At 39.5% G+C, this 23,587-nt stretch carries 11 protein-coding genes; 1 reads left to right on the top strand and 10 read right to left on the bottom strand.

The window, feature by feature from the left end; all coding sequences use genetic code 11:
* Positions 1–160 precede the first annotated feature (160 nt).
* Positions 161–13,936 (bottom strand): DUF1542 domain-containing protein, encoded by a 13,776-nt coding sequence (locus GYM71_RS04400; protein ID WP_220221060.1) that lies wholly within the window; start codon positions 13,934–13,936, stop codon positions 161–163.
* A gap of 1,596 nt (positions 13,937–15,532) precedes the next feature.
* Between GYM71_RS04400 and GYM71_RS04395 the strand changes: the two genes are divergently transcribed.
* Positions 15,533–15,991, top strand: a complete 459-nt coding sequence (locus GYM71_RS04395) for a universal stress protein (RefSeq protein WP_220221059.1) — start codon at positions 15,533–15,535, stop codon at positions 15,989–15,991.
* Between the two features lie 57 nt (positions 15,992–16,048).
* On the opposite strand, the gene GYM71_RS04390 is transcribed toward GYM71_RS04395, so the two are convergent.
* From GYM71_RS04390 to atpA, 9 genes are all read right to left on the bottom strand, one after another.
* Positions 16,049–17,242: an FtsW/RodA/SpoVE family cell cycle protein gene (locus tag GYM71_RS04390; protein WP_220221058.1), complete on the bottom strand. Its 1,194-nt coding sequence runs from the start codon at positions 17,240–17,242 to the stop codon at positions 16,049–16,051.
* A 26-nt stretch (positions 17,243–17,268) separates the two neighbouring features.
* Positions 17,269–17,496, bottom strand: coding sequence for a DUF2969 domain-containing protein (locus tag GYM71_RS04385; RefSeq protein WP_220221057.1), 228 nt, complete (start codon positions 17,494–17,496; stop codon positions 17,269–17,271).
* A gap of 8 nt (positions 17,497–17,504) precedes the next feature.
* Positions 17,505–17,798, bottom strand: a complete 294-nt coding sequence (yidD, locus tag GYM71_RS04380; protein ID WP_220221056.1) for a membrane protein insertion efficiency factor YidD — start codon at positions 17,796–17,798, stop codon at positions 17,505–17,507.
* An 18-nt stretch (positions 17,799–17,816) separates the two neighbouring features.
* Positions 17,817–18,806 (bottom strand): rod shape-determining protein, encoded by a 990-nt coding sequence (gene mreB, locus GYM71_RS04375; protein WP_220221055.1) that lies wholly within the window; start codon positions 18,804–18,806, stop codon positions 17,817–17,819.
* Positions 18,807–18,888: 82 nt separating this feature from the next.
* Positions 18,889–19,119: a DUF1146 family protein gene (locus GYM71_RS04370; RefSeq protein WP_220221054.1), complete on the bottom strand. Its 231-nt coding sequence runs from the start codon at positions 19,117–19,119 to the stop codon at positions 18,889–18,891.
* A 71-nt stretch (positions 19,120–19,190) separates the two neighbouring features.
* A complete protein-coding gene (locus GYM71_RS04365) occupies positions 19,191–19,628 on the bottom strand; it encodes a F0F1 ATP synthase subunit epsilon (protein ID WP_103752235.1) in 438 nt (145 codons plus the stop codon).
* An 11-nt stretch (positions 19,629–19,639) separates the two neighbouring features.
* On the bottom strand, positions 19,640–21,079 hold the full coding sequence (gene atpD / locus GYM71_RS04360) for a F0F1 ATP synthase subunit beta (RefSeq protein ID WP_220221053.1): 1,440 nt from the start codon (positions 21,077–21,079) through the stop codon (positions 19,640–19,642).
* Positions 21,080–21,102: 23 nt separating this feature from the next.
* Positions 21,103–22,065: a F0F1 ATP synthase subunit gamma gene (locus GYM71_RS04355; RefSeq protein WP_220221052.1), complete on the bottom strand. Its 963-nt coding sequence runs from the start codon at positions 22,063–22,065 to the stop codon at positions 21,103–21,105.
* 10 nt (positions 22,066–22,075) lie between these two features.
* Entirely contained in the window at positions 22,076–23,587 is a 1,512-nt protein-coding gene (gene atpA / locus GYM71_RS04350) for a F0F1 ATP synthase subunit alpha (RefSeq protein WP_103752232.1), read from the bottom strand.

Here is a 23,587-nt window from a genome sequence, read left to right as displayed (position 1 = left end):
TTTATTTAATAAAAATATATTATATCTTTTTTATTTTATATATTTATATAGATAATAAGAGCGAATTATATATATGCATAAAGTTTAAACAAAAAAATGCCACAAGCTATTACAAAAATAACTTGTGACATTTTTTTATTTAACTAAGTAAAATTACTAATTAGAAATTAGCCTCTTTTACATATTTATCTTTGTCAATAAGATAGAACTTCTTATGATTAATCTTAACAGCAGCACCATAAGTTTTTACCAAACTATTCTTCTTCAAGACCTTCTTTCCAATTCTATTACCGTGTTTACTATAGATAAACGCATTGTGGGTTAATTTACTCTTTTTACCATCAATATTGTTTACCTTGATGTAAAGGCCATCATCTAGCTCATAGTATAACTTGCCATCAATCATTCTTTGACTAGTCGTATTAACTATTGAGCCACCTAAAAAGATTAATTTATTTGCTCTTTTGCCTTTGTCATCATACAAATATGAATTATGAATGATATCCTTTTCAACGATATTTTGAGTATTGGTATTAGTTGGCAAGTTGACTGGTACTACCTCAGCTTTAGAAGTCTTGGCTGAGCTTGATTTTACAGTAACGTTAGCAGCTTTAATGTAACGATTGCTGTCAATAATATAGTATTTCTTACCACGTATTTTAACTGCGCCACCGTAGATATTAACAAGTACACCCTTCTTAAGAACACCGTCTTTCTTTACTCGTTTGCCATGCTTGTTATAAACATAACTATTATGCTTTAGCTTCAGTTTTGCAGCTTCAGCATTGGCAACTTTAACGAAGAGCTTCTCATTATCTTCTCCTTGGTCAACAACAATATAGTAGTCTACACCAGCAATATTCTTGATGCCATAAAATCTGATAATTGAACCAGCACCTAATGTAATCTGATTTGCCCGATTACCATGAATATCGTAAACATAGGCATTGTGCATTAATTTTACTTCTTTGCTGTTGTTCAAATCAACATCAACATTTTCTGTTGAACTTCCAGTTTCTGAGCCACTAGTTCCAGGATTCTTATTTGTAGCATTATTGCTGTTAATGTCACCATTGCCGGCAATATTACCAGCTGTTCCAGTGCCCTGAGAATCGGAACTATTGCTGCCTGAGCCATTTGAACCGGAACCATTGGAACCCGAGCTGTTGGAGCCGGAACCATTAGAACCTGAGCCGTTTGAGCCCGAGCCGTTTGAGCCCGAGCCGTTTGAGCCGGAGCCATTTGAACCAGAACCATTGCTGCCGGAGCCGTTGCTGCCGGAGCCGTTTGAGCCGGAGCCGTTGGAGCCAGAACCATTGCTGCCGGAACCATTGCTACCTGAGCCGTTGGAGCCGGAACCATTGCTACCTGAGCCATTCGAGCCAGAGCCATTAGAACCTGAGCCGTTGGAGCCTGAGCCGTTGGAGCCTGAGCCATTGCTACCTGAGCCATTGCTACCGGAGCCGTTGGAGCCGGAACCATTCGAGCCGGAGCCGTTGCTGCCTGAGCCGTTTGATCCAGAACCATTGGAGCCGGAGCCGTTGGAGCCGGAACCATTGGAACCTGAGCCGTTTGAGCCGGAGCCATTAGAACCTGAACCATTGCTGCCGGAGCCGTTGGAGCCGGAGCCATTGCTACCGGAGCCATTGCTACCGGAGCCATTGCTACCGGAGCCGTTGCTGCCTGAGCCGTTTGAACCTGAACCGTTGGAGTCAGAGCCATTGGAGTCAGAACCGTTGGAGCCTGAGCCATTTGATCCTGAACCATTGCTGCCTGAGCCATTTGAGCCTGAACCATTCGAGCCTGAGCCATTGGAGTCAGAACCGTTGGAGCCTGAACCATTTGAGTCAGAGCCATTGCTGCCGGAACCGTTAGAGCCAGAACCATTGCTACCGGAGCCGTTGCTGCCTGAGCCGTTTGAGCCGGAACCATTGCTACCTGAGCCATTCGAGCCAGAGCCGTTTGAACCTGAACCATTAGAACCTGAGCTGTTGGAGCCTGAGCCATTGCTACCGGAGCCGTTGCTGCCTGAGCCGTTGGAGCCTGAGCCATTGCTACCGGAGCCATTGCTACCGGAGCCGTTGCTGCCTGAGCCGTTTGAACCTGAACCATTTGAACCGGAGCCGTTGGAGCCTGAGCCATTAGAACCTGAGCCATTAGAGCCAGAACCATTGCTGCCGGAGCCATTGCTACCTGAGCCGTTGCTGCCGGAGCCATTTGATCCGGAGCCATTGCTGCCTGAGCCATTTGAACCGGAACCGTTGCTACCTGAGCCGTTCGAGCCGGAACCATTTGATCCAGAACCATTTGAGCCTGAGCCGTTTGATCCGGAGCCGTTGCTACCTGAGCCGTTTGAGCCTGAGCCATTTGAGCCGGAGCCATTGCTGCCGGAGCCGTTCGAGCCGGAACCGTTGCTGCCGGAGCCATTGGAGCCTGAGCCATTCGAGCCAGAACCGTTGGATCCGGAGCCGTTCGAGCCAGAACCGTTGGATCCGGAGCCGTTCGAGCCGGAACCGTTGGAGCCAGAACCATTAGAACCTGAGCCGTTCGAGCCGGAACCGTTGGAGCCAGAACCATTAGAACCTGAGCCGTTCGAGCCGGAACCATTTGATCCAGAGCCATTCGAGCCTGAGCCGTTGCTGCCAGAACCATTGCTGCCGGAGCCATTGCTGCCGGAGCCGTTTGAACCGGAACCATTGCTGCCTGAGCCGTTCGAGCCGGAACCATTGGAGCCTGAGCCGTTCGAGCCGGAGCCGTTCGAGCCGGAACCGTTGCTGCCGGAGCCATTGGAGCCGGAGCCGTTGCTGCCGGAGCCGTTTGATCCAGAACCATTGGAGCCTGAGCCATTGCTACCAGAGCCATTGCTACCGGAGCCGTTGCTGCCTGAGCCGTTTGAACCTGAACCATTTGAACCGGAGCCGTTTGATCCGGAGCCATTCGAGCCAGAACCATTGGAGCCGGAGCCGTTGCTGCCTGAACCATTTGAGCCGGAGCCGTTGGAGTCTGAACCATTTGAACCGGAACCATTGCTGCCGGAACCGTTGGAGTCTGATCCATTTGATCCTGAGCCATTGCTGCCGGAACCGTTGGAGTCTGAACCATTTGAGCCTGAACCGTTGGAGCCTGAGCCATTTGAACCAGAACCGTTGGAGCCTGAGCCATTGGAGTCAGAACCATTGCTGCCGGAGCCGTTCGAGCCGGAACCGTTGCTGCCGGAGCCATTGGAGCCTGAACCGTTGCTGCCGGAGCCATTAGAGCCAGAACCGTTGGAGCCGGAACCGTTGGAGCCAGAACCATTTGAACCAGAGCCGTTCGAGCCGGAGCCATTTGATCCAGAGCCGTTGCTGCCAGAACCATTGCTGCCTGAGCCGTTTGAGCCGGAACCATTTGAACCTGAGCCGTTGCTGCCTGAACCATTTGATCCAGAGCCATTGCTGCCTGAACCATTTGATCCAGAGCCATTGCTGCCTGAACCATTGCTGCCTGAACCATTAGAGCCTGAGCCATTTGAGCCGGAACCATTTGAGCCCGAGCCGTTGCTGCCGGAACCATTGCTGCCTGAGCCATTTGAGCCAGAACCATTGCTGCCAGAACCGTTTGAACCGGAGCCGTTGCTACCGGAACCGTTTGAACCGGAACCATTGCTGCCTGAACCGTTGGAGTCTGAACCATTTGAACCGGAACCATTTGAGCCGGAGCCGTTGCTGCCGGAACCATTGCTGCCTGAGCCATTTGAGCCCGAGCCGTTGCTGCCTGAACCATTGCTGCCTGAGCCATTGCTGCCGGAACCATTTGATCCAGAGCCGTTACTGCCGGAACCATTGGATCCTGAGCCATTTGAGCCAGAACCGTTGCTGCCGGAACCATTTGAGCCGGAACCATTTGAGCCAGAACCGTTGCTGCCGGAACCATTTGAGCCAGAACCATTGCTGCCTGAACCATTAGAGCCTGAGCCATTTGATCCTGAACCGTTAGAGCCGGAGCCATTTGAGCCTGAACCGTTAGAGCCGGAACCATTGCTGCCTGAACCATTTGAACCTGAGCCGTTACTGCCTGAACCATTTGAGCCAGAGCCGTTGCTGCCTGAACCATTTGATCCTGAACCGTTTGATCCTGAACCGTTTGAGCCGGAACCATTGGAGTCGGAACCGTTAGAGCCGGAGCCATTGGAATCTGAACCATTGCTGCCGGAGCCATTTGATCCTGAACCATTTGATCCTGAACCATTTGAGTCAGAACCGTTTGAACCAGAACCGTTGCTGCCTGAACCATTTGAGTCAGAACCGTTTGATCCGGAGCCATTGCTGCCTGAACCGTTTGAACCAGAACCGTTGCTGCCTGAACCGTTTGAACCAGAACCGTTGCTGCCTGAACCATTCGAGCCTGAACCGTTTGAGTCAGAACCATTGCTGCCGGAGCCACTTGTTTCAGGAACAAATGAATGAATGATTTCTTGGGACTCATCAATTATATCTAAGATCTCGTCTCCATCATTAGCTTTGTCAACTTTAGCCTGTTCATCTTTAACTGCTTGATCAACTTTAGCTTTTGCGGCTTGCTTTTCACTATCACTTACAGAAGCACGATCAATATCTTTCTTAGCGTCAATACCTTCATCATTAATAATCTTCTTGGCGCGATCCTTTTTCTTCTGAATATTAACTTTACTCTGTACCTGGGTTATATTCGCAGTTCCTTCAGCCTCTGCTTTTTCAACTTCATCAATATTTGTTGCTTGATCAATATTATTTTTAGCATCATCTGCTAGACTATCAATCTCTTTATTAGCAGTAGCTTTTTCATCATTAGTTAATCCTGGATCTTGAGAAATCTTATTCTTGGCCTTATTAGCAGCATCATCAATTGCATCTTTTGCTGTTTTCTTTTGATCAGCAAGAGTAATGACTGGTTTTTGTGCAGCTTCAATTTTTGCAATACCATCTACCTTGGCTTTATTAACACCTTCAGCTCCTTTTGCTCTATTAATTGCATCTTTTGCTTCTGCTGCAGCATCAGCAATCGCTTTCTTTTCTTTATCTTTCTCGTTAGCTGACTTCGAGTCATCTTTGTCAACCTTATTTGCAGCTTCAGTGGCAACACTAGTGATTTCTTTAATAGCATCAGTCTTTTGATCAGCAAGTGGCTTACCAGATACGTATTGCGCATCAATTGCATTTACACCAGTATCACGTTGCTTAATTACATCTGCAACGTTATCAGCACGATCAATTGCATTTTTGGCTTTGCCTGCTTCAAGATCAACATTTGCAGATTGGCTAAGTCTTTCTGACCTAGATAAGTTGGCATCACTATTAATTCTCTTTTTAATTACTGCCGCTTCAGCATCAATAGCATCTTTGGCATCTTTCTTTTTAGAAGTCAAGTCCTTGGCGCTATTTGCCTTTGTAACAGCATCATTGATTGCATCCTTACCGTCAGAAACAGCCTTATTAACTTCGTCCACACTAGTAGCTGCATCAACATCTTTTTTAGCTGTAGTTGTAGCATCATCGATTGCTTGGTTGGCTTCAGCTTTTTCAGTGTCTGTAAGATTATTAGATTGTGCGATCTTGTCTTTAGCTTCTTTGGCAGCAGTATCTAGATCACTATTGCCCTTACGCTTAGCCGCCTGGATTTGTGCATCAATTAAAGCTTGATTTATTGCATCAATTCCCTTTTGTTTCAAATCATTGATTTGATCATCAGTAGCGCCACTAATTGCTGCTACGGCTTCATCATGAGCTTTTTGAGCTTGTTCTTTAAACTTAGTTATTTCATCAGCTGTTAAGCCGGTTTTACCAGTATCATCTTCAAGAGCATCAATCTTGTCTAGTACTCCAGAAATGCCAGCATCTTTATCACCTTTAAGGACCTTATCAAGTTCTTTGATGGCATCGTCGCGATCTTTTCTAATTTGATCTGCATTTGTTGCCTTAGCATTAGTGACAATGTTATTAATGCCCTTAATCGTATTATCTCTGATTGTTGAAACGGTTTCTGCATTAGTTTCTGCATCAATATCTGAATTACCAAGTTTTTGAACTTCGTCTAAGGCACTCTGATCACTTAGATTAATTTCATTATTCTTGTCCTTAAGTTCAGCTTTAGCTTCATCCACCGCTTTTTGAATGTCTTGCTTAGCTTGAGCCTTAATTATTGCCAAGGAAGCTGTTGACTCTTCATTTAAAATGCTGGAGTTTCCATCAGTTATTACCTTGTTTAATTCATCTTTATTTTTAGCTGAATCAACTTTTGCTTTTGCAGCAGCACAAGCCTGATCGATTGTACCACCATCCTTAGTAGCATCCTCATAAGCTTGGGTTGCTTTATCATAATCAGCTTTTGCTGTTGCTTTTTGATCATCAGTTAACTTTTGATAGTCAGTAGTTAACTTATCATAAATATTCTTAAGATCAGTCTTAGCATTTGCAGCTGTAGTATCCAAAGCACTCTTGGCTGAATTCTTATTAGTATCAAGGTTTACTGTTGCCGCAACATCAATTGCATTCTCAGCAGCTTTTTCTGCTGTCTCAACGTTTGCAGAAGTTGTAGCTGCATCAATATCAGTTATGCCCTTATCGCGAGCATCGTTAATTGCTTGTTCTATTTTTGTCTTATCATCAGCCGTTAAATCCGTATTGGCATCAATGCGATCGATTGCCTTTTCGGCATATTTGGCAAGTTTCCGTTTGTTTGCTGCTTTGGCAACATTAAGATCACTAACCACGTTGTTGATGTTTGTCACGCCTTCTTGAGCGTTCTTATTAACTTGGTCTGCTGTTGCTGGATCAGGACTTTCAATCTTGTCTTTAGCGGCATCATAAGCATCATTTATTTCACTATTTAGCTGATTCTTGGTATCTTCATCAACATTAGTTAATTTCTTAACTTGGTCAAGAGCGTCCTTCTTAGCTTGTTGGATGTTATTTAAGCCTAGATCTTTAGCAGATTGAAGTGATGCATCATTTTCAACTTTGGTTATGTCTTCTTTACCCGCAGCCTCATTCTTTGTAACTTCATCTATATTTGTAGCAGCGTTGATCTCATTCTTAGCATTAGCTAAAGCTTGATCAACTCGATCTGTATAGCCATCTTTTTCAAGTTGGGTTAAGTTCTTATCATTGGTAATCTCATTCTTAACTTGATCAGCTAATCCCGCTAATTCATTAATCGCCTTATTTTTCGCAGATCTTAAATCTTGTGCATCCTGATCGCCATCAATGCCATTTGCAATCTTATCCATGGCACTGATAGCGTCATTTTTATCCGTACCGACTGTAGTAACATCATCATCGTTCGTAATTTTCTTAACGGCAGCATCATAAATACTATTTATATCATTTACTGCATCTTTCCAATTTGGATCGTCAACTGAACCCTTATCATGAGCAGCATTTACAGTATCAAGATCTTTATTCTTAGCAGCAGTTAATTCAGTTAATGCACTGGCTTTTTCTGCAGCAAGCGAGGCGTCTTGGTAGATATTGTTAATATCGTTAATACCTCTTGTTTGTTCAGAAGTAATTGCAGTTGCGGTTGTAGCGGCATCAATAGCTGTTTCTGCGGCTTTCTTGGCAGCTTCAATTTTATCTTCATATTTCTTCTTGCTGACAGCATCAAGAGATTTATTGTTATCAATGTCACTCTTGGCCTTTGTTGCTGCATCTTCAACTGCTTGTTTTGCAGCAGTCTTATTGGTATCAAGGCTTACTGTTGCCGCAACATCAATGTTTTCCTCAGCTTCTTTTTCTGCTGCCTCAACATCAGCTGCCGTGGTTGTAACTGCATCAATATCAGTTATGCCCTTATCACGAGCATCGTTAATTGCTTGTTCTATTTTTGTCTTATCGTCAGCCGCTAAGTCCGTATTGGCATCAATGCGGTCAATTGCCTTTTCGGCATATTTGGCAAGTTTCCGTTTGTTTGCTGCTTTGGCAACATTAAGATCACTAACCACGTTGTTGATGTTTGTCACGCCTTCTTGAGCGTTCTTATTAACTTGGTCTGCTGTTGCTGGATCAGGATTTTCAATCTTGTCTTTAGCGGCATCATAAGCATCATTTATTTCACTATTTAGCTGATTCTTGGTATCGTCATCAACATTAGTTAATTTCTTAACTTGGTCAAGAGCGTCCTTCTTGGCCTTCTGAATATCTGCTAAGCCTAAATCTTTAGCGGATTGAAGTGATGCATCATTTTCAACTTGGGTTATATTTGCTTTACCCGCATCTTCATTCTTTGTAACTTCATCTGTAGTTGTGGCAGCGTTGATTTTATTCTTAGCATCAGCTAAAGCTTGATCAACTTGATCTGTATAGCCATCTTTTTCGACTTGGGATAAGTTCTTATCATTGGCAATCTCAGTCTTAACTTTATCAGCCGATTCCGTTAGATCATCAATTGCATTCTTTTTCGCTTTTCTTAAATCTTGTTCTGCCTGACTGCCATTGATGTTTTCTGCAATCTTATCCATGTCATCGATGGCTTTGGTTTTATCCGTACCGATTGTAGTAATATCATCATCGTTCGTAATTTTCTTAACGGCAGCATCATAAATACTATTTATCTCATTTACTGCATCTTTCCAATTTGAATCGTCAACTGAACCCCTATCATGAGCAGCATTTACAGTATCAAGATCTTTATTCTTAGCAGTAACTAATTCAGTTAATGCACTGGCTTTTTCTGCAGCAAGTGAGACATCACTAATATTATTAATACCGGTGTTTTGTGCAGAGGTAATTGCGTTTGCGGTTGTAGCGGCATCGATAGCTGTTTCTGCGGCTTTCTGAGCAGCCTCAATTTTATCTTCATATTTCGTCTTGCTGTCAGCATCAAGAAATTTATTGTTTTCAATGGCATTCTTGGCCTTTGTTGCTGCATCTTCAACTGCTTGTTTTGCTGTATTACGTTGAGTATTTAATAAATTGTCTCCAGCTGTTGCCGCAACATCAATGTTTTCCTCAGCTTCTTTTTCTGCTGCCTCAACATCAGCTACCGTGGTTGTAACTGCATCAATATTAGTTATGCCCTTATCGCGAGCATCGTTAATTGCTTGTTCTATTTTTGTCTTATCATCAGCAGTTAAATCCGTATTGGCATCAATGCGATCAATTGCCTTTTCGGCATATTTGGCAAGTTTCCGTTTATTTGCCGCTTTGGCAACATTAAGATCACTAACCACGTTGTTGATGTTTGTCACGCCTTCTTGAGCGTTCTTATTAACTTGGTCTGCTGTTGCTGGGTCGGGACTTTCAATCTTGTCTTTAGCTGCATCATAAGCATCATTTATTTCATTATTTAACTGATTCTTGGTATCGTCATCAACATTAGTTAATTTCTTAACTTGATCAAGAGCGTCCTTCTTGGCCTTCTGAATATCTGCTAAGCCTAGATCTTTAGCAGATTGAAGTGATGCATCATTTTCAACTTGGGTTATATTTGCTTTACCCGCAGCTTCATTCTTTGTAACTTCATCTGTAGTTGTGGCAGCGTTGATTTTATTCTTAGCATCAGCTAAAGCTTGATCAACTTGATCTGTATAGCCATCTTTTTCGACTTGGGATAAGTTCTTATCAGCGGCAATCTCAGTCTTAACTTTATCAGCTAATCCCGCTAGTTCATCAATTGCAGTCTTTTTTGCTTTTCTTACATCTTGTTCTTCTTGACTACCCTTGATGTTTTCTGCAATCTTATCCATGTCATCGATGGCTTTGTTTTTATCATCATCGACTGTCTTGATATCATTATCCTTGGTTGTGATTTTAACAACTGCTTGCGTATAAATACTATTTATATTAGCTTTTGCATTTTGTGCTGTTTCATCATCAATGGAGCCATCCTTAAGGTCAGCGTCTATAAGACCAAGATCTTTATCCTTAGCAGCAGCTAAATCAGTTAATGCGCTAGCTTTTTCTTTGGCAAGTAAGGCGTCTTGGTAGATATCGTTAATATCGTTTATACCTTTTGTTTGTTCAGAAGTAATTGCGTCTGAAGTTGTAGCGGCATCAATAGCTGATGTTGCGGCATTTTCAGCATCTGTAATTTGCTTGTTGTATTTAGTCTTTGTTGCTGGATCAAGTAAATCATCAGAAATTGCAGAAATAGCATCACTTGCCTTTTTAGCTGCAGCTTCAACTGCTTCTTTGGCAGTATTACGTTGAGCATCTAATAAATCGCTTCCAGCCGTTTTCGGAACATTATTAATTTGATCAATATATTCCTGTGCTGTAGTATCAATATCTGCACTTTTAGCATTCTTAACAGCTTGCGTTCCTTCGCTAACTAAAGTACTAATATCACCTTCATATTTAGTTTTTTGCGCAGCAGTTAAGTCGTTATTCTGATCAATCTGTGCTTTTGCATTAGTTGCAGCGTCATTAATACGGCCAATAGCCTTTGCTTTAGTTTCCAGTTCATTTAGCGCTGCTATTCCATCATTTAAGTGACCTTTGATATCAGCAGCAGTTGGATCTTGATCAATTAAATCTGCATAGCCAGTTTTTTTATCGTTTGTAACTAGCTCATCTGCTTGAGCTTTATAATCGGCTTTCTCTTTTTCAGACAGACCATCAATTTTACCAATAGCACCTTGCACAGAAGTATTACTATTAGATAGCTGATCCTTAGCAGCGGCTTTAACGGCATCTAAAATATTAGTTTTACCATCATTTTCACTGTTGTTTACTTCTGTTGTGTTATCACTAGCAGGCACAGCACTATCAGATATGTTATCAATAGCAGTAATTGCAGCTGTCTTAGCATCTTCAACACCCTTATTATTTGTTGAGTCTAAGCCTAATGTTGTTTCACAGTCTTTGGCAAAACCGTCAAGTTCACCTTTGGCAGCTTCCTTGTTAAAAATGTTAGTAGCTTTAGTCTCTTTATTCTTAACGTCATCAACGTTGTCACTGCCATAAATCGACTTCGCAGGATCGAAATTAGCGTCATCTTTCGTTGCTAAAGCTTCATCCTTGGCCTTTTCAATTGCATCAATATATGTTTGTTGCTCATCATTAGTAAGGCTGGTACTACGTACTCTATTCTCAGCTTCTTTTGCAGCATTCGTAATCGCTGTCTTAGAAGCTTTTACCTGGTCACTTAAAGCTTGCGACTCCTTCTGGGCCGTCTCATAAGCTGTTTGTAAATCACTTAAAGCATCTTTCTTTCTCTTTTCTACTTCTGGAATATTATCAGCACCATAAACTGATTTGCCAGAATCATAGTTGCTTGAATCTGACTTAGCAGCAACCTGTTTTGCATTGGCAATAGCATCGTCTAAATCTTTATTATGTTTTATTGATTGATCATTATTAATCTTTTGTAACTCATCATTGATTTCCTGGGCTGCTGTATCTTGAGCCGCTGCTAAAACGTCAACAGCAATTGGTCTGTGGTTTGAATCTGATTCAGGCAATTTAGTTGCCAGTGGATTATATTCGATAAAATTAGCATTAGGATATAATTCGATTTTATCGCCTTTTTTCAGGGCTTTGGTTGTTTCAGCTGGAATGTTAAAACTAAATTCGTAACGGCCAGTTTGTTCATTATACTTAGCCATAGCAGTAAAGTCATGAGACAAAGTCTTACCGGAATCTGCTGTTTGATTATAAGGATCATCTATTCCGCTGTTAGCCTTAATAGCTGTTTCTTTACCAGATGAATCTTTGACATAAGCTCTTACATAAGCATTGGTTCCACCTGGAAGAATCTTACTAAATAGGCCGTCACTGTTCACACCATCTGTTGCCTCTGTATAATTCAAAATTGCTCCAGTGATAGTGCTAGTGCCATCTTCGTTATACGATACTTTAACATTAGCAGGATCAATATCCAAAAAGCCACTTGGGTTGGCTGGAATAAAGCTAATATCGTTATAGCCTATGTTTGAAGGATCGCTAAAGGCGTAATTGATAATTCCACTAAAGACATCATCATATGTGGCACTGCCACTACCGGCAAGCTGCTTTAATTCACTTAGAATATTATCTGGTAAATTTTTAAATATAGGGCCTAAGTCTTTATCATCCTGGATTTTTTGAAGAGTAGCTGTATCAAAAACTTGCTGACCGTTTAATACTTCAATACCATTTGGAGCAACTTGGATATTTCCATTACTGTCCTTATTAACCTTTAACAGGTGATATGGTGGCAATGTTAGATCTTTGAGACTAGGAACAATACTAGAAAGATTTAACTTTTGCCGTACGTTGGTAATGGTAACCTGGTTATTGCCGATGAGACTGGTAGCGGGATTCTTGTTAAGATGTGCATCTAGAACTAAGGATTCGGGGTTATTAACTGTCAAATTACCAGTCGCATCAATTAGTGTAATGGCTCCATTACCTGCATTAGTCGATCCACCATTTTTCAAGCGAATTTCAAAAGTACCATTTTCAATGTCTGCACTGCTGGCAATTGCAACTAATGTACCGCTATAGTCGCCCATATCTTCCCCGGTTATTTTCAAAGAACCATTGGGATTAATAATGAAATTACCGCCGTCGAAAATTAAGCTGGTATTAGTATTATTAGAAATATTACCGTTAGTAGTAATGTTAACACTGCCGCCGGATCCAATATTAAACGATGAATTAGCATCATAAAGTCCAATAGCCTTTGCTTGCACAGCATTTCGTGTTCCATTATAAATAGCCTGAGGGGCATTAGATTTGCTCTTGCCGACGTTAATGTTTAAAGCACCTTCAACGTCTATCTTTCCTGAACCAGCTAGGTAAATGCCATATGTAGTACCAGTAGTTTCACCAGGATTGTTACCTAAAGAACCATCTGCATTACCTAATGGATTTAATGTAACAGTGGCACCTTGTTCAATATGGATATTGCCGTTGCCTTGTGACATCTGGATAACATTACCGCCATAAGTTGTACCTGTGAAAGTACAGCCTTTATCGAAATAGATATTATTATAGTCAGAAGTAAATTCAAATAGTTGTTGTTTATTATCTTTACCACCTGCTGTGCCGCCATCTACAGGACTGGTATAACTATAATTAATTGTTTCTGCAGTAATGTTATTCTTCAAGTGAATTTCGTTATGGCTACCAACATATAACATTTGGGAACCATGGAAATCAATATCATCCAGTGTAATAATCGCTGTATTTTGCTTAGCCGCATCATAATTGTATTCGTAGGTTCTAATTATACCGTACCAATCTGAACACCAAACTGTTAAGTTACGATAAGTTATCTGGAGTTTTTCGCTACCAGTTAAATTAGGATGTGAACCCTTAAAATCAATAATATGCCTAGTATTACCACCTGATGTAATTAATAGTGTTCTTCCGGGAATGTTAAAACCTGTTTCTTGATCGTTACCATTAGGGTTAGCAATATCTTTCATAATATCAATTTCTGAAATATTGACATCTTGAAATGCTTTTTTAAAATCATCCCAGTTATAAACTTGCGCTGTTGATGCATTAACCTTAGTCTGAACTTTTTGCTCTTGATTAGAGGAGGCGAGACTTTGATTGTCACTTGTAATTAATTCATCAGTTTTTTCATGATCAGCAGTAGAAGAATCCTGGCTGCTTGTTGGCTCATCAGAAGTACTATTAGCTTTATTCTGCTCAGTCTCAGTTACAGTCTTATTATCAGCATTTTTCACAGTTACCTTATCAGTACCTTTAAAAAATGAAGTTAAGCCAGTAAAAGTAGACAGCTTGGAGTCATTTTCTTTTGTAGCGTCAGATTGAGTGTCCTGGGTTTCAGTTTTTTTACCAGAACTAGTCGAAGAGGATTGAACTGACTTTGTGTTTACATTTTCACTAACTTCCTGTTTTGGATCAACAGTATCAGCTTTTGCCGTTTGACTATTTAACCCAAAGAAAGTAAATCCGAGTAACACAGAGGCAGCTCCAATACTTAATTTACGTATTGAAAAATGGTCTTGCTTAGATTGCATTTCCATCCTTTTCAACCGCTCTTTGTAATTATTCTTTCCTAACATACAAACATCCTTTCCTATTGACAAATACTATACAAAAATAAGATAGTCCCAAATTATACTAATGTCAATATTTAATTTATTTTTTATGTGCTTTTATAAAAAACTTCAATCAGAATTTTTTTAAATGTTTTTGTTAGTCTTTAATAATTTTTTCCCCGTAAACCCCTAAAGGTTTTGGCTTAAATAAAATAACACATTAGATGGATTTTTCTTTAACCATTAAACTAAACCAAATACAATTATTTTTAATTAATCCCTATAAGCTTCCTACATTATTTAAAACTATTTTATTTTAGTCATGCTAGAAGCCTTCGAAATCTTTTAGTTAAATAATTTGTAATTTAAAGGTAAATCAATTTAGTAAATATCAATTATATAACAGTAAACGCTTTAAGATATTATTATAGATATACATATTAATAGCATTTTTATACATACATGATTAATGAAGACCATAACCAAAATAAAAAAGCACCACTTCAGTTCTGTATTGCTATGCAATAACCTAGTGATACTTTAGCTGGTATGAGTTGAATTGCTAATACTTACAATTTTGACTAGAACAAAGTATTAGTTGCTAGTCTTTAGCAAAAAATAGATGCTCAAGTTAATAAGTTCAATTCATTAATGCAGTAGAAAAATCATTTTTCTTTTAAAAAATAAATACTTCACAAGCGTTAATTACAATTACTTAAGTACTTATTTAATTTATTCACTAAAGCTGATAATTTGATTCTTATAAGGAACAAGGTGGCATTAATATCAAAAATAAAAATTGGTAATTCCATGTACTAATAAATTTCGTAATAATAATATTTGCCACTATTATCTTTTGCTTTATAAATAATATGACTTTGATTATAATTGATTCAATCAACTTATGTTAATCTAATATAGTATTAAAATGCGTATTAGATACGTCTCTTCTAGCTTTTGCTAATTTTTAAATCCTTGACAAACATTATGTCATTGAGTAGTATTATAGATGATCTGAGTCGGACTAATGGCTTAATTATTTATAGTTGACCGGTCAAACATAAGACATGCGAGATTGTAAATAACTTTCGAATCGGAATACTATCTTTTGATAGGATCCATATTCGTTGCGATACGTCTCATTTTTTTGAACACTGCGGGTTCAACAAGCATTGTTTTGCTACTTTAGCAGACTCAGATTTCTTTAGAATATTACGAAACGGTCTGTTGACCGTTTTTTTATTTGGAGAAATTAATGATTCTTAAATTTGTTATAGCTGTATACCTTGTAATTATATTGGCGACTGCTCTTTACTTATGGAGTAATCGTAAACGGCACTTTTTAATTTATAGTCAAAAAAGTAATACTGGTTTTACACAAATCATGTCTTGGACTGCAATCATCCTTACAATAGAATGTATTCTTGGCTGCTATCTGTTATTTCAGTCAAATAAGTATTTAAACCTGGTAACGTTGATCCTCAGTTCTGTCACCATTTTAATTTTTAGCCTTTTAATTAATCAAAAGAATGATTAATCTGACAAAAATTTGTTAAAATGGATGTAAGAGAGGTGTTTTATATGATGAAACAATATCACCGTATTCAGGTGGCCGTTGATGGGTCAAAAGAAGCGGATTTAGCTTTTAAAAAGTCTGTTGCTGCAGCTAAGCGTAACGAAGCTGTACTTGAAATTTTACATGTCATTGACACGCGTTCATTTCAAAATGTTTCGAGTTTTGATTCGGAAATGGTCGAACAGGTATCAAATGACGCTAAAGACAAACTGCAAAAATATTACGACGAAGCTAAGGAAGCTGGCGTTGAAGAAGTACACTTTTCAATTGAATTTGGCTCTCCAAAATCAATCATCGCTCACGAATTTCCAAAGAAGCATCAAATTGATCTAATCATCGTTGGTGCTACTGGCTTAAATGCAGTCGAACGAATTTTAATTGGTAGTGTTACCGAATATGTTACTAGAACTGCTGACTGTGATGTTCTTGTTTGCCGTTCAAAAGAGAATCAAGATTTAATTTAAACTAAAAAAGCACTTCAAAAAATTTTGAAGTGTTTTTTTATGCAATAAACAAATTAATTAAAAGTCACCAGCCTGGCTGAACATGTAATCCTTATTATGAAATTTCATTGAAAGAATCATTCCAATTCCAATCATGTTGCCAATTAAGGCTGATCCTCCCTGCGAAATAAATGGTAAAGGTATACCGGTTAAGGGCAGTAAATCAATGCTCATCCCAATGTTCTCAAAGACGTGAAATAAGATCATCATAATCACCCCTGTAGAAACATAAGAATAAAAAGCATTTTTAGTATCAAAAGTAATGCGAACCATTTGAATAATCAAATATAAGTATAATAATATAACTGCAACACTACCTACAAAGCCAAGGGATTCACCAATAACAGAATAAACCATATCGGAGCCGCGAACTGGAACATATACGCTTAAATTGCCAAAGCCATTGCCAAAAATCTGTCCAGAACCAATTGCCTGCATGCTCTGCCACAACTGATAGGCTGCTTTTGAAGTATCAGTAGAAGGATTAAGCCAAGACATAATCCGCCTAAACTGATACGGCTGAAAGAAATGGCTAAGAAAAGACTGTCCCCCAGCAGTAGTAACCATAAAAATAGTTACTGCTCCTAAGATAAAGACGGCTACAAACATGGGCGTGATAATTTTCCACGATATTCCTGAAACGAGTATAACGCCACCAACAATAGCAATAAATACTAACATAGTTCCAAAGTCATTTTGTAATTTTAGCAAAATTGCAATTGGAAAAAGCCAGGCAATCATTTTACCAATGAGTAGCCAATCGTTTTTTATTGTATGTGCCATCTTTTGGTTATGCTCATGAACAACTCGTGCCAACATTAAGATAAATGCTGGCTTCATAACCTCCGAAGGCTGAAAAGAAATTGGTCCGAGCTTAAACCAGCTCTTTGCCCCCGCATCAGCCGCGATACTACGGTTATAAAAGAATAAAACTGCAATGAGAAGTATTATCCCAAAGCCATACACGTATGGTGCAATTCTAAACAATTGCTCTGCGTCAAACTGAATCACAAAGACAACAATTACTAACGAGATAACATACCATAATCCCTGCATTAATACGGCCTTTAGTGGACTACCCATATGACTAGGATCATCAACTGCAGCAAAATAGATAGAATAAAGTCCAATTGCGGCAAGAATTAAAACTGGAATCACAATGTTCCATGCTATCTGATCAAAAAGATCTGTTTTATTTTGTACTTTTACCATTAATTATCACTGTCCGATACTGCTAACTATTTTTCGTGTAAAGCAAAGTAAGAAAGCAGATCATTGATACTACTTTCTAAGCTCTTGGAATACAAGACACTGTTAGTTTTTCCAGTTGTGGCGCGATAGCGACCAGAAATTTTTTCAATCAAGCCAATCGCCTTTTTATTAGGAATTACGACTTCCCAAGTTGGATTTTCCTTTCCTTTTAACTCGTTTATTTCTACGTTTATATTCTCTGGTTTTCTTGACATAACTTCTCCTACTTCACATACGGATGAAATTTTTTAGCAATAATTTCATCCTCATATTTTTCTGGATGAGGATTACGAAAAATAGTAAATTTATCTGGCACGGGATCTACACCACCTCGTACAAATGGATTGCAACGAAAAATTCGGCAAATTCCCATGACTAACCCTAAAACCGGGCCAAATTTCTTTAGTGCATCGATCATATAGGTTGAACATGTTGGATAATATCGACAACTGCTAGGTAAAGCCGGTGATATAACCCTTTGATAAATTTTAACTAGAAAAATCAGTAACTTACGCAAGTCAACCTCCTACTTCTGCTAATGACGTTGATGCTTTTCAATATTTTTAAGTAAAATACCAGTTCCCAATGCCACAGCTTCTAACGGATGATCAGCAGTTAATACGGGAACTTTAAGGTAATACGATATAAGCTTATCAATATTTTTAAGTAGCGCTCCACCACCAGTAAGCATTATGCCACGGTCAATAATATCAGCCGATAGTTCTGGTGGTGTTTTCTCTAAAACATCTTTTGTAGCTGCAATAATAGTCATTAAACCATCATGAAGAGCCTCTTGAATTTCAGGAGCTGAAACAGTAGCTTGTTTTGGTAAACCATCAACAACATCTCTACCACGAACTGTAATCGTTTCTTCTTTATCCGGTTCAAAAGCACTACCAATTTCAATTTTAATTTGTTCAGCTGTACGTGAACCAATCAAAAGATTGTGCTTATTTTTAATATAAGAGACAACTGCTTGATTCATATGATCGCCGGCATAGCGTAGAGACTGGCTAGTCACAATTTCACCCATCGACAAAACAGCAATATCAGTAGTTCCACCACCAATATCAATCACAATGTTTCCTTGCGGCTTAAAAATATCAAGGCCAGCACCTACAGCAGCAACCTTAGGTTCAAAGTCTAAATAGACCTTACCGCCACCGGATTTTTCTGCTGCTTGAATTATCGCCTTTTGCTCAATTGACGTAACTCCTGTTGGCGCACAAATTAGTATGTTAGGCTTTGACATAAAGCCTTTGACATTTAACTTTTCAATAAAGTAAGACAGCATCGCCTCTGTAATATCAAAATCGGCAATGACACCATTTTTTAATGGTCGAATTACCCGAATATTACCAGGTGTCCGTCCAACCATTTTATAAGCTTCTGTACCAACGGCTACAACTTTATTCGTACTTGTATTAACGGCGACAACTGAAGGCTCATTCAAAACTATTCCTTTACCAGAAACATTGATAAGCACATTGGCTGTCCCTAAATCTATTCCTATATCTCGTGCCACAATAATCCTCCATAAATATTCATTGTACATTTTACCATAAAGATAACAAGTTTGCTGTTAGCTTCATTCGTTTAAGTAAGTCTTAAAAGAAATTACTCAATTGCAAAGATGTATCAATTAGAGTAATGAAAAAGTTGCCAACTAGGAAGCCTAAAGCAATTGCAGCAAAAATCAGCAAAAGCTGAGCCTCAAAAATTTTGTTTTTTCTAATAATTTTCTCTACTTGAACGCTTTTCATAATTTGAAACGATAAGCCTATTGTAATCAAGTAAATTACAATACTAATTAGGGCGTGAACACCAAGTTGAAACATACTTCTTCTCACATTTCTTCAATTAAATAAAAACGGATGCACAAAATTGTGCGTCCGTTAAAACTTTAATACTATTTACTTGAATTGTAAACACTAATTCTGTTTACAGCCCTTCTTAATGCAACTTGGGCTCTTTCTAATGATCGTTGATCATGCGCAGCCTTAGCTTCTTTCATCGCATTTTGCGCACGTTTCCGTGCCGCTTCAGCACGCGAAACATCAATGTTATTAGAACGCTCTGCACTATCTGCAATAATGGTTGCGACGTTATTCGAAAATTCAAAGTAACCGCCGCTAACAGCAATATGATTGACAGCATTATTCATCTGCCGACTACGTTTCACTTTGATTTCGCCAATTGCAAGAGGCGTTAAAATCGGTAAGTGATTGTACATAATTGAGCGCTGACCATCTATTGCTCGCATTTCCACAATACTGCAATGATGTGAAAAAATTAGCCCATCTGGAGTTACAACATTAACCTTAAAAAGCTTTTCTGGATCTGCCATGTGACATCACCCTACTTTTCTAACAATGCTTTAGCTTCAGGATCACTAGCTGTTACACCCATATCTTTTGCTTTTTGCAAAACATCTTCGATTGGGCCTACACTACGAAATGCATCTTCAGGAAGATCATCCAAATGACCATCTAGAATCATCTTAAAGCCTTTAATTGTTTCTTTAATTGGAACATATGAACCGGGAACCCCAGTAAATTGTTCAGCAACGAAGAAGTTTTGTGACAAGAAGAACTGAATCTTACGAGCACGACTAACAATTACTTTTTCTTCATCAGATAATTCATCCATACCTAAAACAGAAATAATATCTTGCAGTTCATGGTAACGTTGCAAAATATGTTGTACACGAGTTGCAACATCATAATGCTCCTCACCAACTACTTCAGGATCCAAAGCGCTTGATGTTGACTCTAAGGGGTCAACTGCTGGATAGATACCTTGCTCAACCAGGCTACGCTCCAAATTAGTAGTCGCATCCAAGTGAGCAAAAGTAGTAGCAGGTGCTGGGTCAGTATAGTCATCAGCAGGCACATAAACGGCTTGAATTGAAGTAATTGAACCCTTCTTTGTCGAAGTAATTCTTTCCTGCAATTGGCCCATTTCAGTTGCCAAAGTTGGCTGATAACCAACGGCACTTGGCATTCGACCAAGTAAAGCTGAAACCTCAGAACCAGCTTGGGTAAACCGGAAGATGTTATCGATAAAGAGCAACACATCTTGCCCTTCAACATCTCTAAAGTATTCTGCCAAGGTTAATCCAGTTAATGCAACTCGCATTCTGGCACCAGGCGGCTCATTCATTTGTCCGAAAACCATGGCAGTTTTACTCAAAACGCCAGATGCTTTCATTTCAAAATAAAGGTCGTTACCTTCACGAGTTCTTTCACCAACACCAGTGAAAACGGAAATGCCACCGTGTTCTTGCGCAATGTTATGGATTAGCTCTTGAATAATAGTTGTTTTACCAACACCGGCACCGCCGAATAGCCCAACTTTACCACCACGAACATATGGCTCTAGCAGGTCAATAACCTTAATTCCAGTTTCAAGTATTTCTTGACTAGTTGTTAATTCATCATACTTTGGTGCATTACGGTGAATACTATTACGAGCATGATCCTTATCAAATTTTGGACCATTATCGATTGGTTCACCGAGAACATTAAACACACGTCCTAAAGTATCGTTACCAACAGGAACGGATATTGGACCGCCGGTATCTTCGACTTTCATTCCGCGACGGAGACCATTGGTAGATTCCATGGCGATTGTTCTTAAAACGCCATCCCCAAGCTCTAGCGTGACTTCAAGGACAATAGTTTCATCCTCTGATTTAACTACACGCAAAGCATTGTCAATATCAGGTAGGTTTTTATCAAGTGGAAATTTAACATCGACAACGGGGCCGATTACTTGAACAACTTCACCTTCACTCAAAACATCTACCTCCTTTTCTCAATTTATTTCAAAGCATTAGCACCACTGACAATTTCAGTGATTTCAGTGGTAATTTCTGCTTGTCTTGCACGGTTTAATTTAGTTGTCAGACTTGAAACCAAGTCATTAACATTGTCTGTCGCACTCTGCATAGCAGTCATTGAGCTTGCATGCTCTGCTGTTTTTGCGTCCAAAATAGCTCCGTAAATAGTTGAACGAGCATATTGTGGAATTAAAGTGGTTAAAACTGCGTTAACATCTGGTTCAATATCATATTCTAAATCTCTGTGTGCTTCAGCTTCTTTGATTCCAATATCAATATCGACAACCGGTAACATTTTTTCAACTCTAAATGCAGAAGACAAAGAGTTAATGTGGTGCGTATAACAAACATACAGTTCATCATAAACACCGTTTAAATACATTTTAATCGCTGTTGAGACGATTGGTAAAACCTCATCAAATGTTGGGACATCAGAAATAGCAGCATTTTCATACACAACATTTAAATTGTTCTTTTTAAAAAAGTCCGCTCCTACAGAACCTACTGCTAAAATTTTAATATCTTTATTTTCAGCTTTGGAATCTTCAACAAGACCCATCATATTTTTAATGACGGCACTATTATATGAGCCAACAAGACCACGGTCACCAGTTACAACTAAATAACCAGTTGATTTGACCTTCTTTCTTGCTTGAACCATATCAGAAACGATTCCTAAGCCAAAAACATTTTCATAATCGATTTTTCCAATACTATCTTCGTCAACAGTAACATTTTCTTTTTGTAAATGTCGAACGACTTCTGCACTCATCAAGCGAGACAAAGTTTGTCTTACATGATCGTTATAAATCGTGTAGCCCTCATCACGCTTTTCAGTTTGATTAAGTTTTGAAGCAGAAACCATTCTCATGGCTTCTGTGATTTTACCGGTTTGCTTAACTGAAGCAATTTTTTTCTTCAACTCAAGTAAAGATGCAGGCATAAGCTACCTCCTATTTATTACTTGGTGAAAAACTATCAGCAAATTGTGAAATTGCAGATTTCAACTCAGTTTCATCTGGCAGTTCTCCAGTCTCACGAATATGATCTAAGAGATCTGCATGATTACTGTCAAAATTATCGTAAAGTTCTTTTTCAAACCGTGCGATATCTTCAACAGGAACAGAATCAATATAGCCGTGAGTTAATGAATACAATAAAATAACTTGCTTTTCGACTGGAATTGGGTCGTGCAAAGGTTGCTTCAATACTTCAACAACTCTGCGTCCACGGTTTAACTTAGCCTGGGTTGCCTGATCCAAATCACTGCCAAATTGAGCGAAACTTTCCAATTCATGGTAGGCTGCCAAATCTGTACGCAATGTACCAGCAACCTTCTTCATAGCCTTTATCTGGGCACTACCACCAACACGAGAAACTGAGTTACCAGCATCAATAGCTGGCCGAGTTCCCGCAAAGAACAAATCACTTTGTAAGAAAATCTGACCATCTGTAATAGAAATTACGTTGGTTGGAATATAAGCCGAAATATCGCCAGCTTCAGTTTGGATAAATGGAATGGCAGTCATCGAACCGCCACCAAGATCATCACTCAACTTTGCACTACGCTCCAACAGACGTGAATGCAAATAGAAAACATCACCAGGATAAGCTTCACGACCAGGCGGACGACGAAGTAGCAAAGAAAGTTCACGGTAAGCAACAGCTTGCTTGGATAGATCATCAAAGATCACCAGAACGTCCTTGCCATTGTACATAAATTCTTCACCCATAGCTGTACCAGCATATGGTGCAATATATAGCATTGGTGCTGGTTCACTTGGTCCTGCTTCAACAACAATGGTATAGTCCATTGCGCCAAAACGTTTTAATGTTTCTACTTGTGTTCTAACAGTTGACTCCTTTTGACCAATGAAGACATAAATACAAATTACGTCTTGTCCCTTTTGGTTCAAAATTGTATCAACTGCCAGACTAGTTTTACCGGTTTTACGGTCACCAATGATTAACTCACGCTGACCACGACCGATAGGAACTAAAGCATCAATCGCTTTAATACCAGTTTGCAGTGGTTGATTAACTGATTGTCGCTGCATAACACCCGGTGCTGAAGCCTCGATTGGACGAGTCTTTGAGGTCTTAATGTCGCCTAAGCCATCAACTGGCTGACCCAATGGGTTTACGACCCGACCAATTAACTCATCACCAACCGGCACTCTCATAATTTCACCGGTTCTTTTGACTTGGTCACCTTCACGAATATCATCAAAGTTACCCAAAATAATGATACCAACATCATTAGATTCAAGGTTTTGGGCAATACCATAAGAACCATTGTCAAATTCCAATAGTTCGTTAGCAAGAACATTATTCAATCCGTGAGCCCGGGCGATACCATCACCTATGTAAGTTACAACCCCAACTTCGTTGATGTCGAGTTTGTCATCATAGTGTTCAAGCTGTTGCTTGATTAAAGAGCTAATCTCTTCTGCTTTAATGCTCAA

The sequence above is a fragment of the Lactobacillus panisapium genome, from assembly GCF_019469265.1.
GTDB classification, from domain to species: Bacteria; Bacillota; Bacilli; order Lactobacillales; family Lactobacillaceae; genus Lactobacillus; species Lactobacillus panisapium.
Note: the sequence above shows the minus strand (reverse complement) of the source record. Positions and strands in the feature narration are given on the sequence as shown.

Bases quoted from the DNA above. Each gene is read 5' to 3' on its own strand.
- GYM71_RS04395 (WP_220221059.1), top strand. From the start codon at position 15,533: ATGATGAAACAATATCACCGTATTCAGGTGGCCGTTGATGGGTCAAAA.
- GYM71_RS04370 (WP_220221054.1), bottom strand. From the start codon at position 19,119: ATGTTTCAACTTGGTGTTCACGCCCTAATTAGTATTGTAATTTACTTG.
- GYM71_RS04400 (WP_220221060.1), bottom strand. From the start codon at position 13,936: ATGGAAATGCAATCTAAGCAAGACCATTTTTCAATACGTAAATTAAGT.
- GYM71_RS04365 (WP_103752235.1), bottom strand. From the start codon at position 19,628: ATGGCAGATCCAGAAAAGCTTTTTAAGGTTAATGTTGTAACTCCAGAT.
- GYM71_RS04390 (WP_220221058.1), bottom strand. From the start codon at position 17,242: ATGGTAAAAGTACAAAATAAAACAGATCTTTTTGATCAGATAGCATGG.
- GYM71_RS04385 (WP_220221057.1), bottom strand. From the start codon at position 17,496: ATGTCAAGAAAACCAGAGAATATAAACGTAGAAATAAACGAGTTAAAA.
- GYM71_RS04355 (WP_220221052.1), bottom strand. From the start codon at position 22,065: ATGCCTGCATCTTTACTTGAGTTGAAGAAAAAAATTGCTTCAGTTAAG.